This window comes from Mesorhizobium sp. B2-5-7 (assembly GCF_006440875.1).
In the GTDB taxonomy this organism is placed as follows: domain Bacteria; phylum Pseudomonadota; class Alphaproteobacteria; order Rhizobiales; family Rhizobiaceae; genus Mesorhizobium; species Mesorhizobium australicum.
In genome coordinates this window covers 126,251-150,123 of record NZ_VFUO01000007.1, presented here as the reverse complement: position 1 = coordinate 150,123, position 23,873 = coordinate 126,251, and the positions used below count along the sequence as shown (strand labels likewise).

Here is a 23,873-nt window from a genome sequence, read left to right as displayed (position 1 = left end):
TTTCCAGTAAGGCGGTTGTTGAGACAGTTTCCGATAAATCTTGGGTAAGCGAGGACTTGGGATGACGGTTTTGGTGACAGGCGGCGCCGGCTATATCGGCAGCCATATGGTCTGGGAATTGCTGGATGCAGGCGAAAGCGTGGTCGTTCTCGACCGCCTTTCCACCGGCTTCGAATGGGCAGTGGCGCCGGAGGCAAAGCTGATTGTCGGCGATGTCGCCGATAAGGAATTGGTCGGCGGGATTATCAAGGACAATCATGTCGATGCCATCATCCATTTCGCCGGCTCCATCGTGGTGCCGGAATCGGTAGCCGATCCGCTCGCCTACTACGAGAACAACACCTCGAAGACCCGCACGCTGATCGAAACCGCGGTCCGCGAAGGCGTGCCGAATTTCATCTTCTCCTCGACAGCCGCCGTCTATGGCGGCGCCGGGCTGGAGCCGGTGCGCGAGGATGCCCGCCTGGCGCCGGAATCACCCTATGGCCTGTCCAAGCTGATGAGCGAGTGGATGCTGCGCGACGCGGGCCTTGCGCACGACATCCGCTACACGGCGCTGCGCTATTTCAACGTCGCCGGCGCCGACCCGAAGGGCCGCACCGGCCAGTCCACTCCGGGCGCCACCCATCTGATCAAGGTCGCCTGCGAGACCGCGCTCGGCAAGCGACCCTTCATGCAGGTCTTCGGTACCGACTATCCGACGCCGGACGGCACCTGCATGCGCGACTATATCCACGTCAGCGATCTGGCCGCCGCGCATCGCCTGGCTTTGCAGCGGCTGCGCGCCGGGGGCGCCAGCCTCGTCGCCAATTGCGGCTACAGCCACGGTTATTCGGTGCTCGAGGTGATCGAAAGCGTGCGGCGCGCCTTCGGCCATGATTTCGAGGTCAGGATGGGCGACCGGCGTCCCGGGGATGCCGCGGCGGTGGTTGCGAATTCCGATCTCGCCCGGTCGGAACTGGGCTGGACCCCGCGGCGCGACGATCTCGACCAGATCGTCAACGACGCGCTGTCCTGGGAACGCATCCTGACCAGCAAGAACTCCGCGCGGGGCTGAGCGCGCTTTCCCCAGGGGCTCACAAGCCCAGGGCTCGCAAGGCGCGCGGCGACGCGCTATGCAAGTGTTCGCGACACAGCGTGGAGGCGCGGTGCCGCAATGAGCTTTGGGGGATGGCATGAAGATAACGGTGCTTGGAGCCGGCGTCGTCGGTACGGCGGCAGCCTACTATCTGGCCGCCGACGGTCACGAGGTCACCGTGATCGAGCGTCATGCGGCGCCGGCGCGAGGCACCAGCCAGTCGAATGCCGGGCTGGTGTCTCCAGGTGACGCCACCGCCTGGGCCTCGCCGGCGGCACTCAAGACGTTCCTGCGCGGGCTCTACAATCATGATCTCGGCATCAAGGTGCGGCTGCGCTTCGATCCCTATTTCCTCGCCTGGAGCCTGCGCTTCCTGCGCCAGTGCACGGTGGCCCGCCTGCGGGCCAACAGCCGGGTCAAGCTGCGGCTGGCGCTCTATTCGCGCGACTGCATCAACGCCATATCCGCCGGTACCGGCATCCACTATGACGAGCGCAAGAAGGGCATCCTCTACTTCTTCCGCTCGCAGCACAGTCTCGACACCGGCACCGACAATTACCGCTATCTGGCCGAGCATGGCCTGCCCATCGAGATCGTCGGCCGCGACCGGCTGGTCGAGCTTGAACCAGGTCTTGCCGGGGTGAAGGAAAAGATCGCCGGCGGTGTCTACTCGCCGATCGACCAGACCGGTGATTCCCGGCAGTTCGTGGAAAACCTCGCTGCCTATGCCGCCGAAAAGCTCGGCGTGAGATTCCTTTATGGGACGACGGTCGAGGGCCTCGACATCGAAGGCGACCGGGTGCGCGCCGTGATGACCTCGTCCGGACCGATCGCCGGCGATGCGGTGGTCATATCGATGGGGCCGGAGAGCGGCCTGCTCGGCCGGCGCTACGGCATCGACCTGCCGGTCTATCCGGTGAAGGGCTATACCGCGACGATTCCGCTGGAGGATGAGAGCAAAGGCCCGACCATGGGCGGCGCCGACGAGGATCAGCTGATGGCCTATTCGCGCCTCGGCAATCGATTGCGGTTGGCTTCGACCGCCGAATTCACCGGCTTCGACCGCACCCACAAACCCAGCGACTTCGCCACCATGTTCAGAACCGGCAAGGACCTGTTCCCCGGTGCTTTCGACGAGAGGAAGGCCGAGCTATGGGCAGGTTTGCGGCCGATGATGCCGAACTCGGTGCCGGTCATCGGCCAGGCGAAATACCGCAACCTTTACCTCGACACCGGCCACGGCCATGTCGGCTGGACCATGGCGTGCGGCTCGGGAAAATTTCTCGCCGACCTCATCGCCGGCCGCAAGCCGGAGATCGACCCGCAAGGCCTGGTCTACAGGGGATAGGATGTCGGGACCGCAAGTCGCCATCGACCTTGGCCGCATCGAGCGCAACGCCCGCACCGTTGTGGACCGCTGCGCGCTTTCGGGCATCAAGGTTTTCGGCGTCACCAAGGGCACTTGCGGCATGCCGCAAGTGGCACGCGCCATGCTGCGCGGCGGCGTCTCCGGGATCGCCGAGTCGCGTTTCGAAAACATCCGCCGGCTGCGCGACAGCGGTATCAGCGCGCCGATCATGCTGTTGCGCAGCCCGCCGATGGCGCGCGTCGAGGAGGTGGTGCGCACCGTCGACGTCAGCCTGCAGTCGGAGCTGACGATCATCCGCGAGATCTCGCGCACCGCCGAGCGTATGGGCCGCGTCCACGACATCATGCTGATGATCGATCTCGGCGACCTCCGCGAAGGCATCTGGCCGAACGACCTCATCCACACGGTCGAGCGGATTCTCGACATGAAGGGCGTGCGCATCGCCGGCATCGGCACCAATCTCGGTTGCTTCGGCGCCATCATGCCGACGGAGGAAAATCTCGGCCAGCTCGTCGCTCATGCCTACAAGACCGAACGCCTGTCCGGGAAAAGCCTGGACTTCATCTCCGGCGGCGCGTCGTCGTCGCTGCCGCTGCTGCTCGAAGGCAAATTGCCGGCCGGCATCAACAATTTGCGCATCGGCGAGGCGATCCTGCAGGGCGGTGTCGAGACCTTCCGCGATGTCCCATGGGCGGAACTCGAACCCGATGCCTGCCGGCTGACCAGCGACGTCATCGAGGTCAAGCTCAAGCCGTCGCGGCCGATCGGCACCTCCGGCTACGACGCCTTCGGCAACCAGCCGGTCTTTCCCGACGAAGGCGACAGGCTGCGCGCCATCGCCAATATCGGCCGCGAGGACGTACTGGTCGAGGGACTGACGCCGATCGCCAAGGGGATAAGGGTGCTCGGCGCCTCCAGTGACCATCTGCTGCTCGATGTGCAGGATGCCGACCCGCCGCTCGCCGTTGGTGACCGCGTCGCCTTCCGCATGAGCTACGGCGCCATGCTTCTGGCGATGACCTCGGAATATGTCGAAAAAGCACCGATGCACGATGTCGCGGATTTCTCCGGCCGCAAGATGGTGTCGATCTCGGCCGAAGCGGAAGCGGCTCGCATCCTCGCGCGCGAAGCAACCGGCGCCCGGCTGGAGGCGATGAATTTCGACGTCGTCGAACTGGCCGATGTCGATCGACCGCCCTCGGGCCTGATCCGGTTCGCCGCCGGCGCCGATCGTCGCATCGCGCACAAGGCGCTGACCGCAACGGCCCGCGCGACCCACTCCTTCGGCCTGATCTGGATCGATTCCATCGCCGCGCTGATGCCGGAGGACGAAGATGGCATCGACCTGCCGGAGGCGTCGGTACTGGCGCGCTCGCTTGGCCTCGACCACAAGGCCGGCGCGCTGCAGCCGCAGCTGTCGCCGGAAAACGTCGTCATCATCGGGCTGCGCCATGCCGACCCGGCGGAAGTGCGGGTGCTGAAGGATTCGCGCGTCTCGGCCTTCACGATGACCGATATCGACGCGATGGGCATGCGCGACCTGATGCACGAGGCAATCCGCATCGCCACCTCGGGCACGCAAGGGTTTCATGTCAGCTATTCGCCCACGGCGACCGAATTCGCCGGCTGGGCGGCTGGCTCCGGCGGCCTCACCGTGCGCGAGACGCATCAGGCGATGGAGGCGATAGCGCTTTCCGGCGGGCTGCTGTCGATGGATGTCTCCGGCCTGAGTACCGATCTGGAGCCCAGGATCGGTAGCGACACGGTCAACTTCGTCATGTCGGCCTTCGGTAAGCGAATTCTCTGATCAGCCAATAGCCTCGACGGCTGCTCGCCACGCGCTGATATATTCCGCCCAGGCCGGATCGGCCGGCGGCTCCAGTGTTTGACCTTTGCCATGCGCCGCGCGCTGGTCCGATGCAAGCAGGGCGGCCCCGATGCTGGTGCCGGTAGCGGCTTCCGATGCGATGACGGCGCGGCCAGTGCTCGCGGCGAGCATCCGCGTGAACAATTGATTGCGCGCGAAAGGCCCCTCGACGGTCGTCGGGCCATCGCCGCCGACGAGGTCGAGGCAGGTCGCCGTCATCAGCGCCAGATAGAAGGAGATGGCGGCAAAGCGCTGGCCGGGTGGGATCGCCTCGCCCTTGCGCCAGGCGGCGGTGTGATGCGGAAACGGCCCCGAGCCTTGCTGGATCGAAGGCAAAAGCAACGTCTTGCGCGCCAGCACCGCGGCGACATCGCTGTCGCTCCAGCTCTGCGCCGAGCCCTCGGTCAGCAGCGAGAATTCGCGGCCGCCCATGAACCGCGCAGAGGGCACGGGGTCGCCGAGCGCATTGACATTGACCAGCGTATCCCTTGCCGGATCGAGCGCCACCGTCTTGCCCCCGACCGCCATCGACACCACCCAGGTGCCGGTCGAGACCACGCAGAAGGGCGGCGCATCTGACAGGAGGTGGGGCAGCAGCGAGGCGTTGGAATCGTGCAGGCCGCAAAAGACCGGGGTTTGTGGATCGAGCCCGGTCCGCTCCGCAAGCGCGGGCAGGATCGAGCCAAGCCGGTCCCTGGCCGGCCGCACCGGCGCCATCAGCTCGCGCCAGCCCAGGCGATCGACCAGCGCCGAAAAATCCCCCGTCCAGGGGTTCCACAAATCGGTGTGGCAGCCGAGCGAGGTGACCTCGTTGGCGGCCACGCCGGTCAGGCGCCGCACCCAGTATTGCGGGTACATCAGCATCGCGGCGGCCCTGGCGAACTCCGTCGGGAAACTTTGCTGCTGCCAGAAGAATTGCGCGCCGAGATTGAGGCCGAGCGGCAGGCGCGGCGTGCCGGTCTCGGAGAAGGGCGGGCGGATCGCGTCATAGTCGGACGCCAGTTCATCGGGCCCATCGTATTCATAATCGAGGACAGGCAGCACCAGCTCGCCCGTGGCATCGACCAGCACGCCGGTCGCGCCATGCGTGGTGATCGAAACGGCGTCGATGCGCTGTTCGCGATTGAGGTCGGCAAGGCTGTCGAGGATGAACGCCCACAGCGCGTCGACATCGTGATGCGGGTAGGGCGCTTGTCGCACCGGCGCGTTCGCCACCCGGCGCAGCGTCACCTCGCTCAATGTGGCGAGATCGACCAGCGCCACCTTGGCGTTGGTCTTGCCGATGTCGATGACGGCGATGTGGCGGACCGCGCTCATTCCATATGGAACATCATTTCCAGCGGCACCGCCACCGGCTGGTTATCCGGTTTCGTCTCCATGATGTCGGCCATTTCAGCCCACCAGCGCTGCATCACCGGATGCTTCGGCAGATCGTCCATGCCGTGGCCATTGCGCCGCCACAGCACACCGAACAGGATGTTCGTCTCCTCGTCGAGATGGATGGAGTAGTCGGAGATGCCGGCCTGCTTCAGCAACGCGACCAGCGACGGCCAGATTTCATCGTGGCGCTTATTGTACTCGGCCTTCATGCCGGGTTTGAGCATCATCTTGAATGCGTATTTCTCGGGCATCAGGCCAGGCGTCCCCCGTGCAGCCGCCGCCAGACGATCGGCAGCGCGATGACGATGATCAGCAGCAGGCCGATGAAGATCGACATGACGATGCCGGGCACGTTGAGCAGGCCGAGGCCGAAGGTCACCAGCCCCATGATCAGGGCGGCAAGCACCACGCCGACGATGCTGCCGGCGCCGCCGAGGATGCTGACGCCGCCGAGCACCACCATGGTGATGACCTCCAGCTCATAGCCCTGCGCGATCGACGGACGCGTCGAGCCGAGCCGAGCCGTGATCAGCACCGAAGCGATGCCCGACATCAGGCCGGTCAGGCAAAACAGGATGAATTTTATGCGGCCGACGCGCACGCCGGAAAACTGCGCCGCGACCGGATTGTTGCCGATCGCGAAGACCCGGCGGCCGAAACTCGTGCGGTGCAGCAGGAACCAGTAGACCATCGCGGCGATGAGGAAGAGCACCAGTTCGAACGACACCACCCACCAGACGTAACCCTGGCCGAAGAAGGCGAAGCTTTCGGGATAGCCCTTGTAGGCCTGGTCGCCGAGAGTGATGAAGGCGATGCCGCGAAACAGGCTCATCGTGCCGATGGTGACGACGATGGAAGGCAGGCCGAGGCGCGTGACCAGCAGTCCGTTGAAGGCGCCGCAGCCGAGCCCGACGACGATGCCGATCAGGACAAGCACTGGCGTGCCGGCGCCGGCCTGCACCGCCATGCCCATCATGGTCGAGGCGAGCGCGATGATGGCGGCCACCGACAGGTCGATCTCGCCCGAAATGATCAGCAGCGCCATGGCGAACGCGATCAGGCCCTTCTCTGTGAAATTGAAGGTCAGATCGGACAGCGAATACGGATCGAGAAAATAGGGTGAGGCGAAACTGTTGACGGCAAAGATGGCGATGGCCACCACGACCAGCAGCGCTTCCCAGGAAAAGATCGCCGAAGAGAGCGGCTTGTCGAGCCGGTCGGGAATGTGGCGAGGGGCGGGGACGTCGGTCATGTCACCGCTTCCACTTTCTTGAGGATGATGCGGCCCTGCTGGCGTTCGCCGCGCGCGTTGAGCACGACCGCCAGGATGATGGCGCTGCCCGAAATCGCCATCTGCCAGAAGGGCGAGATGTTGATGACCGGCAAAGCGTTGGAGATGATGCCGAGGAACAGCGCGCCGAGCACGGCGCCGCCGACCGAGCCGATGCCGCCGGCGATCGAGATGCCGCCGATGACGCAGGCGGCGATGATGTTCAACTCGTAGCCGTTGGCGACCTCGACCGAGGCGATCACATAGCGCGAGATCCAGAGATAACCGCAGAGGCCACCGATCATCCCGGAGATGCAGAAGACGATGAATTTGGTCCGCCCGACATCGATGCCGGTGTAGACGGACGCCGTCGGATTGACGCCGATGGCATAGATCGAGCGGCCGAGCGCGGTGCGCGTCATCAGCACGAAGCACAGCGCGATCACCAGGATAGCGATCCAGGACAGAACCGGAATGCCGAGGAAAGCAGCGCGCTGAAAGCCGATGAAATCCGGACTCATCCTGTCGGCGTTGACCCAGGCGCCGCCGGACAGGACGAAAGTGGCGCCGCGATAGATGGTGAGCGTGCCCAGCGTCACCACGATCGATGGGATGTTCAGACGCCACACCAAAAGGCCGTTGATGGCGCCGAGCACCAGCCCGACTGCGAGCGCGATGACGATCAGCAGCGGGATCGGGATCGCCGGGTGCGCGGCGTTCAGCATCGCCACCACCATTCCGGTGAAACAGAGGTTCGACGCCATCGACAGGTCGATCGAGCGCGTCAGGATGACGACCATCTGGCCGAGCGCCAGGATCATCAGGATCGAGGTGTCGTTGAACACCTGGCGCAGATTGCCGGGGTCGGCAAAGGCGGGGAAGCGCGTCGAGATCAGCCCGATCAAGACGACGATGGCCGCGAGCAGCCAGATTTCGCGGTATTTGAGGAAAGCTTTCATGCTGCGATCCCTGCTGCTGTCCTGACCAGCGTCTCGGCATCCAGTCCCTTGTTGTCGTAGACCGCCGCGACAAGGCCCTCGCGCATGACGACGACGCGATCGGACATGCCGAGAATTTCAGGCAGTTCGGACGACACCATGATCACCGACAGGCCCTGCGCCACCAGTTCGGCCATGAAGCCGTGCACGGCGGCCTTGGAGCCGATGTCGATGCCCTTGGTCGGCTCGTCCAGGATGATCACCTTGGGCGACGTCGCCAGCCATTTGGCGATGACCACCTTCTGCTGGTTGCCGCCCGATAGCGTGCCGACATCCTGGCTGAGCGAGGAGGCCCTGAGGTCGAGCCGTTCCGTGTAGGAACGGGCCAGCGAAAACTCCTCCGCCAGCCGCAGCATGCCTGATTTGGAGGTGCGGGCGAGCGATGGCAGCGAAACATTCTGGAAGATCGGCAGGCCGATAACCACGCCCTGCTTGCCGCGTTCTTCCGGGACGTAGACGATGCCGGCCTCGATCGACTCCGCCGCCGATTTCGGCGCGATCGCCTTGCCATCCAGCGTGATCGTGCCGGCGCTTATGCGGGTAATGCCTGAAATCGCCTGCATTACCTCGCTGCGCCCGGCGCCGACCAGGCCATAGAAGCCGAGAATCTCGCCCTTGTGCAGTTCGAACCCGATATCCCTGAACTCGGTCGGATGCGACAGGCCGAAAACGGAAAGCACCGGCGCGCCGATCTCGGCCTTGCGCTGCGGAAAGATGTGGTCGACCGAACGGCCGACCATCATGCGCACGATCTGGCTCTGGCCGGCATCCCTGATCAGGCCTTCGCCGACCATCTCGCCGTCGCGGAACACCGTGTAGCGGTCGGCAATGCGATAGATCTCGTCGAACTTGTGGCTGATGAACAGGATCGCCTTGCCCTGCTCCTTGAGGAATTCGATCAAAAGGAAAAGTTCCTCGATCTCCTTCATCGAAAGGGCTGCGGTCGGCTCGTCCATGATGACGATCTGGGAGTCGATCGACATGGCGCGCGCGACGGCGACGAGATGCTTGTTGGCGATGCCGAGATCCCTGAGCCGCGCATCGGCATCGATATGACCGGCATGCATGGTGTCGAGCACTTCGCGCGCATTCTTGCGCATCGTGCGCCAGTCGATGGTGCCGAAGCGCGTGCGCGGCGCATGGCCGAGGAAGATGTTTTCGGCGACGCTGAGATCGTCGAACAGCACGGTTTCCTGATGGATGGCGGTGACGCCATGGCCGAAGGCGGCGTGCGCGCTGGGCAGCGCGACGGCCTGGCCGTCGATGCTGATCGTGCCGGCATCGGGCTGGTAGATGCCGGTCATGATCTTGACCAGCGTCGACTTGCCGGCGCCGTTCTCGCCGATCAGCGCGGTCACCTGGCCGGGATAGAGCGACAGGCTGACATTGTGCAGGGCACGGACACCGGGGAAGCTCTTGGAGATGCCGGACAGCGCCAGGCGGGGAGCGGAGGCGGGAAGCCGCTCGTCGGTCTCGCTATGTCGGGCCGTCGTGTCCATATCCGTATCAAGCCCTGAAACTAGGTCCGTTTGAAGTCGCGGCGGGACGTGAGTCCCGCCGCGGCAACTTGAAAGCTCCGAGATCAATAGATCTTGGAGAACTTCTCGATGTTGCTCTTGTCGAACTGGAAGGGCGGAGCCATCGCGGCCGAGTTGGTGTCGTCGAGCGTGACCTTGCCGACGCGGCCGATCGACAGCGTCGCACCCGGCTTGGCCTCTTCCTTCTTCACCGCCAGGTCGTGGGCGAGGTAGACGGCGGAGTAGCCGAGGTCGATCGGGTTCCACAACGCAACCGCCTGGCTGGCGCCGTTGTCGATGAACTTCTTGAACTCCGACGGCAGCGCAAGGCCGGTGACATTGACCTTGCCGATCAGGTTCTCGTCGGTGACGACCTGGGCGGCGGCGACGACGCCGACGGTGGTCGGCGCGATGATCGCCTTGAGGTTCGGATAGGACTTCAACAGGCCCTTGGCTTCGTCCGTGCTCTTGGCCGAATCGTCATCGCCATAGACTGTGGCGACGAGCTTGATCTTGGGGAACTTCTCCGGCAGCACCTTCTTGGCAGCTTCGATCCAGGAATTCTGGTTGGTCGCGGTCGAGGAAGCCGACAGGATGGCGACATCGCCGCCTTCCGGCAGATAGTCGGCGGCGAGCTTGATGATGGTCTCGCCGATCAGGCCGGTGTCGGACGGATTGAGGTGAAGCTGGCGGCCTTCCTTGGCGACGCCCGAATCCCAGGAGATGACGGTGATGCCGCGCTCCATCGCCTTCTTCAGCACCGGCACCAGAGCGTCGGCGTCATTGGCGGAAATCGCGATGGCGTTGACCTTCTGCGCGATCAGCGAATTGACCACTTCGATCTGCGCCTCGGCGGTCGCCTTGGTCGGGCCGGTGTAGATGATGTCGACGTCGCCGAGTTCCTTGGCCGCCTCTTGCGCGCCCTTGTTGGCGGCATCGAAGAAGCCGTTGCCGAGGGACTTCACCACCAGCGCGATCTTGACGTTTTCCGCGTAGGCGGCATTCACGAACATGGCGGCCGAGAAGGCCGCCGTCACCATCAATTTCTTCAAGAAGCTCATCGAATTTCCTCCCTTGAGCGTTGCATTCCATCGCCGCTGCGGGCGTGAGGTGTCTCAGGCCTGCAGTGAAGATTCTTCTTTTGTCGACTTGCGGGCGACGATCAACGTCACCCCCGCGGCTTCCAGCATCTTTGCCTCGCGGTCCTCGATGCCGTCGTCGGTGATGACGGTGGCAATGCGCGAAAGACCGCACAGGATCAGGCTGGAGCGTTTGCGGAATTTCGAGGAATCGACCAGCACCACCAACTCGTCGGCCTGGTCGATCAGCTTCTGCTCCGCCTGGATCAGCAGTGGATCGCCTTCCATCAGGCCGAGAGGCCCCAGTCCCTGAGCGCCCATGAACATGCGGCGTGCGTAGAAATTGCGCGTCACGTCATTGTCGAAGGGCGACAGGATGATGTTCTGCTCGCGGTAGATGGTGCCACCCGACAGCATGACCGTGTTCTTGGAGTGCTTGAGCAGGTGCTCGGCGATCGGGAACGAATTGGTGAAGATCGGCATGCGGAGGCCGGTCAGGAAATGCACCATCTGGAAGGTGGTGGTACCGCCATTGATGATGATCGGCTCGCCGTCCTTGCACAGTTCGACCGCTTCACGAGCGATCGCCCGCTTCTGCGCCGCGTTGAGCGTTTCGTTGACGGAGAAGGGCCGGCCAGCCAGCCCGATGAACTGCGGCGGCGATATTGCTTCAGCACCGCCGCGCACACGGCGCAGGCGCTTTTGGACATGGAGAGCCGCGATGTCGCGCCGGATCGTCGCCTCGGACGATTCCGTCAGGTCGACCATTTCCTGCACCGTCACCACAGGTTTTTCCTGGACGGCGGACAGAATGATCCTGTGGCGCTCTTTTTCGTGCATGGTTCCTCCCTGCCTGAGCATCTAGGCACCCAAATCGAGCAGTGTCAATCATTTCCGATCATATAATTTCATTGTGCAGTGCAATATGATTGATATTGATCGTTTGTGATTGACACGCGCGCCTGTTGCGTAGACATTCCCGAGCGAAAAAGGAGCGCATGGTGCGCGCTCCAAAGGGAGGATTACCTATGCTCGACAAGCGCTCCGGCTCGCGCCTCGCCAATCTGTGGGACGATGCGAAGGCGAAGGGGATGAGCGAGCCCGAGCTGCTGGTCTATCGCTCGAACACGCTCGGCTCCGACAAGCGCGTCACCAATTATGGCGGCGGCAACACATCCTCGAAGATATTGCAGAAGGATCCGCTCACCGGCCAGGATGTGGAAGTGCTGTGGGTGAAGGGGTCGGGCGGCGACAGCGCCTCGATCAAGCTTGATGGCTTCGCAACGCTCTACATGGACAAGCTGCGGGCGCTGAAGGGGCTTTATCGCGGCGTCGAGCACGAGGACGAGATGGTGGGCTATCTTCCCCACTGCACCTTCAACCTCAATCCGCGCGCGGCCTCGATCGACACGCCGCTGCACGCCTATGTGCCGAAGCCTTTTGTCGACCACATGCATCCCGATGCCATCATCGCCATCGCCGCCGCCAAGGATTCCAGGGTGCTGACGAAGGAGATATTCGGCGATGCCATTGGCTGGCTGCCCTGGAAGCGGCCGGGCTTCGAACTCGGCCTGTGGCTGGAGAAATTCTGCCTCGAACACCCCACCGCCAGGGGCGTCATCCTCGAAAGCCACGGGCTGTTCACTTGGGGCGATACGCCGAAGGAGTGCTACGAAACGACGATTTCGGTGATCAACCAGGCGATAGAGTGGTTCGAGCGCCGCTCCGAAGGCGTGGCGATCTTCGGTGGGGAGGTGGTGAAGTCGCTCGATGCCGCTGCCCGCCGAGCGATTGCCGCCAAGCTGATGCCCAGGATTCGCGGCCTGATCTCGGAAAAGAGCCACAAGCTTGGCCACTTCGATGACTCGCCCGCCGTGCTCGAATTCGTCAACTCCAGGGATTTGCGCCCACTGGCCGCACTCGGCACCTCGTGCCCGGACCACTTCCTGCGCACCAAGATCCGTCCGCTGGTGATCGAATTCGATCCCGCAAAGCCCGACGTCGATGCCGTCATCGCGCGCCTCGCCGACGACATTGCCGAATATCGTGTCGGCTACCAAGCCTATTACGACAGCTGCAAGCATGCGGATTCGCCTGCTATCCGTGACCCCAACGCGGTGGTGTATCTGATGCCCGGCGTCGGCATGTTCACCTTCGCCGGCGACAAGGCGACAGCGCGCATCTCGGGCGAATTCTACGTCAACGCCATCAACGTCATGCGCGGTGCGTCGACCGTCTCGTCCTATGTCGGCCTGCCGGCGCAGGAGGCCTTTGACATCGAGTATTGGCTGCTCGAGGATTTGAAGCTGCAGCGCATGCCGAAGCCGAAGTCTCTCGCCGGCCAGATCGCACTGGTCACCGGCGGCGCCGGCGGCATCGGCCGCGCCACGGCCAACCGCCTGCTGCGCGAAGGCGCCTGCGTCGTGCTGGCCGATATCGACGAGGCGGCACTCGCCGGCGCCAACGAGGAACTGGCAAAAGCCTATGGCAGGGATTTCGTCCGCCCAGTTCTCATCAACGTCACCTCGGAGGACCAGGTCGTCGCCGGCTTCGCCGAGACGGCCGTCGAGTTCGGCGGCATCGACATTCTGGTCTCGAATGCCGGCTTGGCATCGTCGGCGCCGATCGAGGAGACGACCCTGGCGCTGTGGAACAAGAACATGGACATCCTGTCCACAGGCTATTTCCTGGTCTCCAGAGAAGCATTCCGGCTGTTCCGGGTACAGAAGATCGGCGGCAACGTCGTCTTTGTCGCCTCCAAGAATGGCCTGGCGGCATCGCCCAACGCCGCCGCCTACTGCACCGCCAAGGCCGCCGAAATTCATCTCGCCCGCTGCCTGGCGCTGGAGGGCGCGGAAGCCCAGATCAGGGTCAATGTCGTCAACCCGGATGCGGTGCTGCGCGGCTCGAAGATATGGACCGGCGAGTGGAAGGAACAGCGTGCCGCCGCCTACAAGATGTCGACCGACGATCTGGAAGAGCACTACCGCTCGCGTTCGATGCTGAAGCGCTCCGTCTTCCCGGAAGACATCGCCGAGGCGATCTATTTCCTCGCCTCCGACATGTCGGCCAAGTCGACAGGCAACATCATCAACGTCGACGCCGGCAACGCACAGAGCTTTACGCGGTAGCCGCTCGCCGGCGCTCACGCTGGCCCCTTCTCTCCCGTCGCTATACGGGGAGAAGTTTCCGGCAGGCGGATGAGGGGCGCCGCCGACCGAATGCATTCTGGGAGGAACAGCAGTGTCAGAATCCATCATTTCCGCCGACATCGTCGCCAGCAGTAACGCCGCGCGCAAGATTGACCTCGAGCGTGACTATGCCTCGCTCGGCGAGCGCCTCGACCGACGCGGCATCGCCATCGACTCTATCCGCGACAAGGTGGAAAAGTTCGCGGTCGCGATCCCGTCCTGGGGCGTCGGCACCGGCGGCACCCGCTTCGCCCGCTTTCCCGGCGCCGGTGAGCCGCGCGACATCTTCGACAAGATCGAGGATTGCGCTGTCATCCAGCAGTTGACGCAGGCGACGCCGACCGTGTCGCTGCACATTCCTTGGGACAAGGCCGATCCGAACCGGCTGAAGCAGGCGGCCTCCCGCTTCGGGCTTGGCTTCGATGCGATGAACTCCAACACCTTTTCCGACGCGAAGGACCAGACGCTTTCCTACAAATTCGGTTCGCTGTCGCATGCCGACGCCGACACGCGTCGTCAGGCGGTCGAGCACAATCTCGAATGCATCGAGATCGGCAAGACGCTTGGGTCGAAGGCGCTGACGGTGTGGATCGGCGACGGCTCCAACTTCCCCGGCCAGGTCAATTTCGCCAAGGCGTTCGAGCGCTATCTCGACGCGATGAAGGAGATCTATGCCGGGCTGCCGGACGACTGGAAGCTGTTCACCGAACACAAGATGTATGAACCTGCCTTTTACTCCACCGTCGTGCAGGACTGGGGCACCAACTACATCATATCAAGGGAGCTCGGCGACAAGGCCTTCTGCCTGGTCGACCTCGGCCATCATGCGCCCAACGTCAACATCGAGATGATCGTCTCACGGCTGATTCAGTTCAAAAAACTCGGCGGCTTCCACTTCAACGATTCGAAATATGGCGACGACGACCTCGATGCCGGGTCGATCGACCCCTATCGGCTGTTCCTGGTTTTCAACGAATTGGTCGATGCCGAGCTGTCAGGCCCCGAGGGGTTCGACCCCGCCCATATGCTCGACCAGAGCCACAATGTCACCGATCCGATCGAAAGCCTGATGCTGTCGGCGGTCGAGGTGCAGCGCGCCTATACGCAGGCGCTGCTGGTCGACCGAAAGGCGCTTGAAGGGTTCCAGGACGGCAATGACGCGCTGATGGCGACGCAGACGCTGAAGGCGGCCTACCGAACCGATGTCGAGCCGATCCTTGCCATGGCACGGCTGAAGACAGGTGGCGCCATCGATCCGGTCGCCGCATACCGGGCGGCGGGCTATCGCGCCAAGATCGCGGCGGAGCGGCCAGCCGTCGCAGGTGGTTCCGGCGGGATCGTTTGAGGTAGAGCCGATCTTCCCCTTTGCGGGGGAGATGTCCGGCAGGACAGAGGGGACGCTGTCGCGCCGACGTCCGAAAGTTGGCGATCCTTCACGCCTCCTCTGCCCTGCATCTCCACCACAAGCGAGCAGTCACCAACCCGTGAATGTCTTTATTGAAGATGGACTCGATCGCTCCAAGTAGCTCTTCTAGGCAAGCACCACTTGGAGAACCCGCCATGCATCTCACCCGTAGGACATTGATCGCCCTCGGTCTTTCCATCGCCTTCGCCTTTTCGCCATCGGCTTTCGCCGCGTCGCCGGCACCGGCCAAGGGCGAGAACGGCATGGTCGTCACGGCCCAGCATCTGGCTTCCGAAGTCGGCGTCGAGGTGTTGAAAAAGGGCGGCAATGCCGTCGATGCGGCGGTCGCCGTCGGCTATGCCTTGGCCGTCGTCTATCCCAATGCCGGTAATATCGGTGGCGGTGGCTTCATGACCATCCGCTTCAAGGACGGCAAATCGACCTTCCTCGATTTCCGCGAGCGGGCGCCGCTTGCCGCGACCAAGACCATGTATCTCGACAAGGACGGCAACCCGGTGAAGGGCGCTAGCCTGGACGGCTATCTCGCGGTCGGCGTACCAGGCTCGGTGGCTGGTTTCGAGATGGCGCGCCAGAAATATGGCACCTTGTCCAGGCAGGACCTGATGGCGCCGGCGATCGCCTATGCCAGAGATGGGTTCGTCCTCAACCAGGGCGATGCGGCTTCGTTCGCCGGCAGCGCCGAAAGGTTGGCGAAGGACCCAGCGGCGGCGGCGGCCTTCCTCAAAACCGATGGCAAGCCCTATGGCGTCGGCGAGAAGCTGGTTCAGCCCGACCTTGCCGCGTCGCTCTCGGCCATTTCCGAGAGAGGTCCCGATGCCTTTTACAAGGGCGCCATCGCCGACGTCATCGTCAAGGCGAGCGGCGCCAAGGGCGGTATCCTGGCCAAGGGTGATTTCGAACAATACGCGGTGCGCGAGTTGAAGCCCGTCACCTGCTCCTATCGCGGCTACGAGATCATCTCTTCGCCGCCGCCGAGCTCAGGCGGCGTCATCATCTGCGAAATCCTCAACGTGCTGGAAGGCTATCCGCTGTCCTATCTCGGCGCCGGCTCGGCCGAGACCGTCCACGTCATGGTCGAGGCGATGCGCCACGCCTATGTCGACCGCAACTCCGCGCTCGGCGATCCCGATTTCGTCGACAACCCCGTCTCCAGGCTGCTGGACAAAGCCTATGCCAAGGACATCCGCGACAAGATCGATCCGTTCCGCGCCGGCGTGTCGCAGGATCTGATGCCGAAGGGCTTCGGCGAGTCGAAGGAGACGACGCACTATTCGATCATCGACAAGGACGGCAACGCGGTCGCGGTCACCTACACGCTCAACGGTTCGTTCGGTGCCGGCGTGGTCGCCGACGGCACCGGCATCCTGCTCAACAACGAGATGGACGACTTCACCCAGAAACCCGGCGTGCCCAACCTCTATGGCCTCGTCCAGGGCGAAGCCAATGCCATCCAGCCGAAGAAGACGCCGCTGTCCTCGATGAGCCCGACCGTGGTGGCCAAGGATGGCAAGCCGTTCATGGTCATCGGCAGCCCAGGCGGCTCGCGCATCATCACCATCACGCTGGAAGCCATCGTCAACGTGATCGACCACGGCATGAACATCCAGGAGGCGATCGACGCGCCGCGCATTCATCACCAATGGCTGCCCGATACCGTCTATGTCGAGCCGTTCGGCCTTTCGCCGGATACAGAAAGACTGCTGGCCGGGATGGGCTATCATCTCGATCTCAGTGACCAGAGCTGGGGCCAGGCGGCGGGCATTCTCGTCGGCGGCAAGAGCCTGGCGGAAATCGAGAAGGGCGGCGGCGCGCGCTACAATGGCGCCATCGACAGTCGCGCGGCATCCGGCGAAGCGCTCGGATATTGATAGGCCGCAAGACCGTTGCTTTCCGGATGAGGCCTGATTCCGCCTTTCGGGACCGGCCTCCGCCTCATGGCCCGGGAGCCGTCAGGTCACCAGCGTGATGGTCGACGCGATCAGCATCAAGGCGGCGATGCCGACGAACAGCGCATAGATGCGTGGCCGGTCGAGCAGCAGCGCGTTTCCCGATATCCAGGCCGACGTGGCACCGCCCAGCGCGAACAGGAACCCGTTGCGGTGGCCGAAAGTCATCGACGCGGCCATCAAGCCGCCGATGATCAGGGCGCCGAACACGATGATCACGGCGACCGCGTATTTCTCGAAGTCGTTATTGCCGATCCCTGGTCCGATCGCGTTCAAATTCGGCAGGTCGTCCGGATCGAAGGGGTTCGCCGACCCGTATTCGTCTTGACCCATGGATTCTCGCATCACTTGATCTCCGCTGACCGGCAACAAACCATCAACGCCTGCCGAGCGCAACCCGATCACGCTGTGGCGGATGCGCCCGGCACCGCCTCCGGCCCCTTTTCGGGGATAGTTTGCTGACGGATTTTAGGAGCTGTTGCCGGATCGCGTCACCTGCCTTCTTGGGGTTTGTCGCCGCCGGCCTCGTCTTAAAACTTGACTAAGAATATCCTGTTTAATAGTCAACTCGGATTGGTCGCCGGAGACCAGGGCCCCGGGCAACAGGCAAGCCAAGTTGAATCCAGATCATCAACCCCGGCCAGGAGAGGTCAATCGTCCGCGGGTCCGGATCACGCGTCGCCACGCGCTCGCGCTGTTCACTCTGCCGTTCACCGGCGTGGTGACGCCAGCCGCGGCCAGCCCGCCGCGCATCGTCTGCCTCGATGACGGCTTGGCGGAGACCCTGCTCATGCTCGGCATCACGCCGGTCGCTATCGCCGACCGTGAGGTCTGGGAAAGGTGGGTTGTGGAGCCGCCGCTGCCGCCCCTAGTCGCCGACATCGGCACGATCCTGGAGCCCAATCTCGAATTCCTGCAACAGCTTCGTCCCGACATCATCCTCTCCATCCCTTATCTCGACGGCATCAAGCCGCTGCTCGAGCGCGTGGCACCGGTGACGACGATCGGCATCTATACGCCGGGCGGTCAGCCCTATCAGCGCGCCATCGAGGCGACCCGGCAATTGGCCGGGCTTGTCGGCAAGGAAAGGGAAGGCGAGGCGCTGATAGCGGCGACGGAGGCGCATTTTTCGACCATCAAGCAGCAGCTGGAACCGCTTTCGGCGCGGCCGATCTATGTCGTCAGCTTCCTCGATCCGCGCAATGTGCGCGTCTATGGCGAAAAAAGCCTGTTTCAGGCGGTGTTCGACCGCATCGGCATCCGCAACGCCTGGGCCGGAGAGACCAATTACTGGGGATTTGCAACCGTCGGCATCGACGGGCTGGCAACGTCTGATGATGCGCGCCTTGCCTATCTCGAACCCTTGCCCGAAGGGGCGGGCGGAACGCTGACCGAGAGCCCGGTCTGGAATGCCATGCCGTTCGTGCGCAACGGCTCGATCATGCGCCTGCCTGCGGTGCTGATGTTCGGCACGCTGCCCTCGGCGAGCCGTTTTGCCCGCCTGCTGGCCGCGGCGCTGACGGCGGAGACCGCCCGTGGTTGAGCAGGAAGCGATCTTGCCCGACAATGCCGTCCTCGTCCGCGGTCGCACCCCGTCGCCTCGCATACCAGGCGGATATCCCCTGGGCGCGATCCTGCTTTGCGTCGTGCTTCTCTGCGCGGCCGGCGCCGCGACCCTCTCCAACATGAGCGTGCAATTGCCGCCGGCACTCTGGCTGGGGGCGCTCGCAAGCCCCGATGTCGAGGATATCAGGCAGGTGCTCGTCCACTACGCTTTCCTGCCCCGGCTCGCCGTCAGCCTTCTCTGCGGTGCGGCCCTCGGACTGGCCGGGACGGTGCTGCAGCAGGTTTTGCGCAATCCGCTCGCCTCGCCCGAAACCGTCGGCGTCTCGGCCGGCGCCTATCTGGCGCTGGCGCTGGCGACGCTTCTGGCGCCGTCGCTGCTTGCCTTCGGCCGCGAATGGGTGGCGCTTGCCGGCGCCTTCACTGCCCTTGCGGCGGTCCTGGCGCTCTCCTGGCACAAGGGCCTGTCGCCGCTTTCGGTCGTGTTGGCCGGGCTGGTCGTCAGCCTTTATGCCGGCGCCATCGGTGCTGCGTTTGTGGTGCTTCGGCATGAATGGCTGGCCAGCCTGTTCCTCTGGGGCGCCGGTTCGCTCGGCCAGCAGGACTGGTCGGTGACGCGGTGGCTCTTGCCGCGCCTTGGCGGTGCCGCGCTGGCGATCGGCCTCATGGTGCGGCCGCTGACTCTGCTTGGCCTCGACGACGAAGGCGCGCGCAGCCTCGGCGTCCCGCTCGGTGCCTATCGCTTCGCCGGACTGGCGGCGGCGGTCGCCCTGATCGCTTTCGTCGTTGCCGCCATCGGCGTCATCGGCTTCGTCGGCCTTGCCGCCGCCACGCTCGCGCGCATCGGCGGCGCCCGCCGGCTAGGCCAGCAACTGGTGATGGCGCCGCTGATCGGCGCGGCACTGCTGTGGGCCGCGGACCAGGGAGTGCAGGTCGCGACCGGGCCACAGGGCGACCTGCTGCCGACCGGCGCGATGACGGCGCTTCTCGGCGCGCCTCTGCTTCTTTGGCTTCTGCCGCGCCTCGCGCTTGGCGCGGAAGCACCGGCACTCGCCGCCGAGCGCTTGCCCAGAACGAAAAGGCCCGGCCTTGTGCTGGCGGCGATCGGCGGCCTCCTGCTTTTGCTGCTCGTGCTGGCGCTGCTCTACGGGCCGGGCACCGATGGTTGGACATTCGCGTCCGGCGATCAGCTGCGGCCCTTGCTGGCCTGGCGGCTGCCTCGAGTGTCCGCGGCACTTGCCGCCGGCGCCATGCTGGCGCTGGCCGGGCTGATGATGCAGCGGCTGACCGGCAATCCGATGGCCAGCCCCGAAGTGCTCGGCATCAGCGCCGGCGCTGCGCTCGGCATGATGGTGGCGCTGTTCGCGCTCGCCGATGCCAGCCGCCCGGTACAGACCCTGGCCGCCACGATCGGCGCCTTCGCCGCCCTTCTGGTGACGCTGGCGATCGGCCGCCGTACCGCCTATGCGCCAGAGCGGCTGCTGCTTGCCGGTGTCGCCTTGACGGCCCTGTTCGACGCGCTGATCCTGGTGCTCACCGCCACGGGCGATCCGCGCGCCATGCTTTTGCTCAATTGGCTCACCGGCTCAACCTACGGCGTCGACGCCGGCTCGGCGCTTCTGACCTCGACGTTTGCCTTTTGCCTGTTCCTGCTCGCACCGTTCTTCCTGCGCTGGCTGGACATGCTGCCGCTCGGCTCCGCCGCGGTACAAAGCCTCGGGGTCAACCTCAAGGCAACACGGCTGCTGGTGCTTTTGATGGTGGCAGCGCTCACCGCCGCCTCGACCCTGGTCGTCGGGCCGCTGACCTTCATCGGCCTTATGGCGCCGCACCTGGCGTGGCGCCTTGGCCTGTCGCGTGCGCTGCCGCAAGCGATCGGCGCGATGCTTGCCGGCGCGCTGATCATGGTCTGCGCCGACTGGATCGGCCGCACCGCCATCTTCCCGCGCCAGATTCCGGCCGGCCTCGTCGCGACGCTGATCGGCGGCCCCGTCCTGATGTGGCTCTTGCGCCGCCGCTGAGCCTTGTCCCGTGGAGATATCCAAGCCGATGGCGACGCCAGCCTTGATTGCCGACACCACCGTCCACGACTTCGTTGGCAAAAGCGGAGGCGATCCCTGGCGGGTCTTCATCCATGTGCCGTCGGGGCCAATGCCCGAGGCCGGCTGGCCGGTGCTCTACATGACCGACGGCAACGCCGTTATCGGCACTGCGGTCGACGCGATGCGCGCGCAGGCCTTCTATCCCGCCGGCACCAATGTCGGCTGGGGCGTCATCATCGCCATCGGCTACCCCGTCGAGGGCGCCTATGACCCGCTGCGCCGCTCATGGGATCTGGGGCCACCGCCGGGCAGGACCTATCCGCCCTTCCACGAGGGCACGCCGGAAGTCAGGACCGGCGGGGCGGGGGATTTTCTGGCCTTCATCGAAGCCGAGCTGAAGCCGTGGGTCGCCACCCGGACCAGGATCGACGAGAGCCGCCAGGCACTTTACGGCCACTCTTTCGGTGGCCTGTTCGCGCTCTACGCCCTGTTTACCCGCCCGCTCTCATTCAGCACCTTCATTGCGGCCAGCCCTGCCATCTATTGGGAAGATCGCGTTATCGACCGCTTTCTCGAAAGGTTCGAAGCCGCTGTTCCCGACGGCCTGAAGGCCGACGTAATCCTGTCGGCCGGAGAGTATGAGACCGAAAAGCTGGCGCCGTTCCAGGTCGGCGCGGAAGACGAGGAAAAGCGCCTGGCGCAGAAAAAGCTCATCCTTACCGACGAATTCGCCAGGGCGATGGCGGAACGCCTCGACGCGCTCCCGGGCCTGCGGGCAAGCTTCGAACTCCATGCCGGCGAAAACCACATGTCGATCCTGCCGGTGACGGTCAACCGGGCGGTGCAGGCGGCGTTCGCGGTGCGGTAGAATTTCTATTCAGCGCGCAGGCGGCAGTTCGAACAGCTTTGCGCCGTTTTCCTGGCCGCGCTCGACATAGCCGATAATGCCGAACCACCTGGCGACGTCGGGCCCTTGGAGCCAACTGCGCGAGTGGATTGGAAGGTTGCCGGCAAGCGCCTGGATATGCCTGATATGCCGCTTGCAGAAACGGACGGTCGAGCCGCGGAAGAAATCCTCCCGCGCGGCGAACAGCGTATCGGCGGCGTCGCTGTTTTCATGCCAGGCGATGATCGCCACGGCCTTCTCGCCCTCGACAAGCGCGTGCGCGCGGCCTTCCTTCAAATTCATCATCAGATTGTCGTAGGCGATCTTGCTGTCCTTGCCGGCCGCCGCGTACTCGTCCGACATCCGCTTCGACAGGCCATGGAAGACATCCTCGAGATCCCCAAGCGTTGCTGCGCGTGCTCTCATTTCACCTCCTGCAGCCCCGGCAGGGAGTTTGCCCTAGGGTTGTGGGATCACCAAGCAAATTGAATCTTCCACAAGCCCTGCGAAGGCAAAGTCGTTCCGTCCATCGATCTTTGTGACAGGGCGGGCACCCGCACCAAGCCGACAGAAGGCTTTGGCCTCCCGGTTCTTTAAGACACAAGGGAACAAGAGGCTGTGGTTGCGGTTAACTGGATATGCCAGCCAAGATCCAAGAACCACGGCCGAAGCCCGGCCCGCAGCCACCCGTCCGTCGGCCGGACAAGGAAGCACCGTCAGAGCCTGAGCATGTCGATCCGCCACCGCGAGACGTGCGAGAGGCACCGGCACCAAATCCCGATGGCGACAAGAAAACCTAAGCGACGACACGCGAACGCCCGTGCAACAGGCGCATGCGATGATAGCGATCAGGTGGTCACGCCATAAGCGCTTGGATTTTCAAAATGATGGTGCCCAGAGGCGGAATCCAAGCAGAGAAAATAGCACTTGGTTTCTCAATTGCATAGTTATGAAGCAGCAGCAGCGCTGACCAACAAAAATACCAACAAAATATTTCTGTGGATTGGTTCGGTTCCCGAACATTGCCTTTCGGTCCGACGCCGCCGCACCCTAGATGCAGTCGAGCATCGCAGCGACTTATCACCTATCCATCGACAATCAAGTCACATGTATTTGCCATGCGATGTTTGCAACTTGGACAGAGTGTCCCCTGCGGACAAAATTCCTGAACGACTGCTTCGCCCTCATCGCAGCCATTAAAGTGAGTTTTGGTCACCTGGACGCGGACACTTAGACCAAATTCGGCAATGGAGGGCTCTTACCTGGGATGTCGAAGTGCCTAACGCCTCACTCGAGCCGTACTTTCCCTGACGGTCAACCTGATCGCCAACTCGCATTGCGATGGTGATGTGATCGGCAGCAATTCGGCCCATGTCGCGTGCCGCACTGGACTCTGTTGCTGGGCCACAGACCCGATCGACACTCGGAGTATGACCGTTTTCTGTTCGACTACCATCAAATCACGGGCGAACTGCCAACCGCATGCTCGAACTGTTTGAACGCCACGGTCGCGTGACCAATCGTTTCTCGGTGCTAAGCACGGACGATCATAATCAGATACACGCGGCGTTTTCGCCCGAGGACCTGATGGGGTCGAATTCATCCTGCGGGGCAAGGACGGGCCGATCGCAAAGGCTTTCACCGGGCGCGCACGCGCGCGGAGGAGGGCGTCCGGCAAAGATGCCGCAATCGCCGTGCCGGAGGGCTGTCCCACGACTATCGCCTGTGTTTCTGGCTCTCTGGCAAATATGCGGCAGGGACGTTTACAACTGGTGACGCCGGTAACGAACGCTGGCCTCTCGGGTACCGAATAATGTCTCAACGTGTCTTCAGCACGCCCGACGAGTTCCGGGAGGGTCTCGATGGCATCGTCGACGAATATGCTCGAAAACCCGCCTCCCAACCGGCCAATTCGCTTCCGCGGAGACCTGCAACACGAGGCGGGGGACCACTGCTTCCATCTCCGCTCACGGAACATTCAGCATCGAGTGCTCGACGGGGTGGTTCCGATTTCCATTGTCATCTAATCGCGAGCGGGAACTGTACAGCCTCGGAGCTGATTATGGGGGTCACGGATGCAGCGAGCGTCCTTGCCATCGCCGACCTGCTCGATCAGCTATACGCGGCTGGGGTGATCGAAGAGGATCTCGACGACATTTCGCTTGGCAGAACGGGATGACGGGCGCGGGCCGCAGGCCGCGAGCTTTTTTGTCGCAACGCCACTGCCCTGCGTTCCACTCCGATAAAGCGGGCTATCGCGG

Annotated in this window: 18 protein-coding genes; 9 read left to right on the top strand and 9 right to left on the bottom strand. The window is 63.7% G+C overall.

The window, feature by feature from the left end; translation table 11 throughout:
- Positions 1 to 61: 61 nt before the first annotated feature.
- The 3 genes from galE (at position 62) to FJ543_RS26845 (ending at position 4,254) form a co-directional block, all read left to right on the top strand.
- A complete protein-coding gene (gene galE / locus FJ543_RS26855; RefSeq protein ID WP_140878221.1) occupies positions 62 to 1,057 on the top strand; it encodes a UDP-glucose 4-epimerase GalE in 996 nt (331 codons plus the stop codon).
- Between the two features lie 118 nt (positions 1,058 to 1,175).
- The gene (locus FJ543_RS26850; RefSeq protein ID WP_140878219.1) at positions 1,176 to 2,426 is read left to right on the top strand and encodes a D-amino acid dehydrogenase; all 1,251 of its coding nucleotides are present in this window, start codon (positions 1,176 to 1,178) and stop codon (positions 2,424 to 2,426) included.
- A 1-nt stretch (position 2,427) separates the two neighbouring features.
- Positions 2,428 to 4,254: an alanine racemase gene (locus FJ543_RS26845; protein WP_140878217.1), complete on the top strand. Its 1,827-nt coding sequence runs from the start codon at positions 2,428 to 2,430 to the stop codon at positions 4,252 to 4,254.
- On the opposite strand, the gene FJ543_RS26840 is transcribed toward FJ543_RS26845, so the two are convergent.
- The 7 genes from FJ543_RS26840 to FJ543_RS26810 form a co-directional block, all read right to left on the bottom strand.
- Positions 4,255 to 5,631: an FGGY-family carbohydrate kinase gene (locus FJ543_RS26840; RefSeq protein ID WP_140878215.1), complete on the bottom strand. Its 1,377-nt coding sequence runs from the start codon at positions 5,629 to 5,631 to the stop codon at positions 4,255 to 4,257. It lies immediately after the preceding gene.
- Complete coding sequence (gene rhaM / locus FJ543_RS26835; protein ID WP_140878213.1) at positions 5,628 to 5,945, bottom strand: L-rhamnose mutarotase; 318 nt, start codon at positions 5,943 to 5,945, stop codon at positions 5,628 to 5,630. The genes FJ543_RS26840 and rhaM overlap by 4 nt, the downstream gene beginning before the upstream one ends.
- Positions 5,945 to 6,946: an ABC transporter permease gene (locus tag FJ543_RS26830; RefSeq protein ID WP_140878212.1), complete on the bottom strand. Its 1,002-nt coding sequence runs from the start codon at positions 6,944 to 6,946 to the stop codon at positions 5,945 to 5,947. Before FJ543_RS26830 ends, rhaM begins: the two co-directional genes overlap by 1 nt.
- Positions 6,943 to 7,923 (bottom strand): ABC transporter permease, encoded by a 981-nt coding sequence (locus FJ543_RS26825; protein ID WP_140713949.1) that lies wholly within the window; start codon positions 7,921 to 7,923, stop codon positions 6,943 to 6,945. The genes FJ543_RS26830 and FJ543_RS26825 overlap by 4 nt, the downstream gene beginning before the upstream one ends.
- The gene (locus FJ543_RS26820) at positions 7,920 to 9,461 is read right to left on the bottom strand and encodes a sugar ABC transporter ATP-binding protein (protein ID WP_140878210.1); all 1,542 of its coding nucleotides are present in this window, start codon (positions 9,459 to 9,461) and stop codon (positions 7,920 to 7,922) included. Before FJ543_RS26820 ends, FJ543_RS26825 begins: the two co-directional genes overlap by 4 nt.
- A gap of 83 nt (positions 9,462 to 9,544) precedes the next feature.
- A complete protein-coding gene (gene rhaS, locus FJ543_RS26815) occupies positions 9,545 to 10,540 on the bottom strand; it encodes a rhamnose ABC transporter substrate-binding protein (protein ID WP_015319234.1) in 996 nt (331 codons plus the stop codon).
- Positions 10,541 to 10,594: 54 nt separating this feature from the next.
- A complete protein-coding gene (locus tag FJ543_RS26810; protein WP_140614716.1) occupies positions 10,595 to 11,398 on the bottom strand; it encodes a DeoR/GlpR family DNA-binding transcription regulator in 804 nt (267 codons plus the stop codon).
- 188 nt (positions 11,399 to 11,586) lie between these two features.
- On the opposite strand from FJ543_RS26810, the gene FJ543_RS26805 reads away from it, so the two are divergent.
- The 3 genes from FJ543_RS26805 (at position 11,587) to ggt (ending at position 17,043) form a co-directional block, all read left to right on the top strand.
- A complete protein-coding gene (locus tag FJ543_RS26805; protein WP_140878209.1) occupies positions 11,587 to 13,689 on the top strand; it encodes a bifunctional rhamnulose-1-phosphate aldolase/short-chain dehydrogenase in 2,103 nt (700 codons plus the stop codon).
- Between the two features lie 112 nt (positions 13,690 to 13,801).
- Positions 13,802 to 15,094 carry an L-rhamnose catabolism isomerase gene (gene rhaI, locus FJ543_RS26800; RefSeq protein ID WP_140878207.1) on the top strand — a complete coding sequence of 431 codons (1,293 nt, stop codon included), beginning with the start codon at positions 13,802 to 13,804 and terminating at the stop codon, positions 15,092 to 15,094.
- Positions 15,095 to 15,309: 215 nt separating this feature from the next.
- Positions 15,310 to 17,043, top strand: a complete 1,734-nt coding sequence (gene ggt, locus FJ543_RS26795; protein WP_140878205.1) for a gamma-glutamyltransferase — start codon at positions 15,310 to 15,312, stop codon at positions 17,041 to 17,043.
- Positions 17,044 to 17,124: 81 nt separating this feature from the next.
- Here ggt and FJ543_RS26790 read toward each other — a convergent pair whose 3' ends face one another.
- The gene (locus FJ543_RS26790) at positions 17,125 to 17,466 is read right to left on the bottom strand and encodes a hypothetical protein (protein ID WP_015319229.1); all 342 of its coding nucleotides are present in this window, start codon (positions 17,464 to 17,466) and stop codon (positions 17,125 to 17,127) included.
- A 271-nt stretch (positions 17,467 to 17,737) separates the two neighbouring features.
- Here FJ543_RS26790 and FJ543_RS26785 point away from each other — a divergent pair, with 271 nt between their 5' ends.
- Genes FJ543_RS26785 through FJ543_RS26775 form a run of 3 tightly spaced genes read left to right on the top strand, consistent with a single transcriptional unit; the run spans position 17,738 to position 21,594 of the window.
- Entirely contained in the window at positions 17,738 to 18,664 is a 927-nt protein-coding gene (locus tag FJ543_RS26785; RefSeq protein WP_224623178.1) for an ABC transporter substrate-binding protein, read from the top strand.
- Complete coding sequence (fhuB, locus tag FJ543_RS26780) at positions 18,657 to 20,705, top strand: Fe(3+)-hydroxamate ABC transporter permease FhuB (RefSeq protein ID WP_140878203.1); 2,049 nt, start codon at positions 18,657 to 18,659, stop codon at positions 20,703 to 20,705. The genes FJ543_RS26785 and fhuB overlap by 8 nt, the downstream gene beginning before the upstream one ends.
- 28 nt (positions 20,706 to 20,733) lie before the next feature.
- Positions 20,734 to 21,594 (top strand): alpha/beta hydrolase-fold protein, encoded by an 861-nt coding sequence (locus FJ543_RS26775; RefSeq protein ID WP_140722794.1) that lies wholly within the window; start codon positions 20,734 to 20,736, stop codon positions 21,592 to 21,594.
- Between the two features lie 9 nt (positions 21,595 to 21,603).
- On the opposite strand, the gene FJ543_RS26770 is transcribed toward FJ543_RS26775, so the two are convergent.
- The gene (locus tag FJ543_RS26770) at positions 21,604 to 22,038 is read right to left on the bottom strand and encodes a hypothetical protein (protein WP_015319225.1); all 435 of its coding nucleotides are present in this window, start codon (positions 22,036 to 22,038) and stop codon (positions 21,604 to 21,606) included.
- Positions 22,039 to 23,873 lie beyond the last annotated feature (1,835 nt).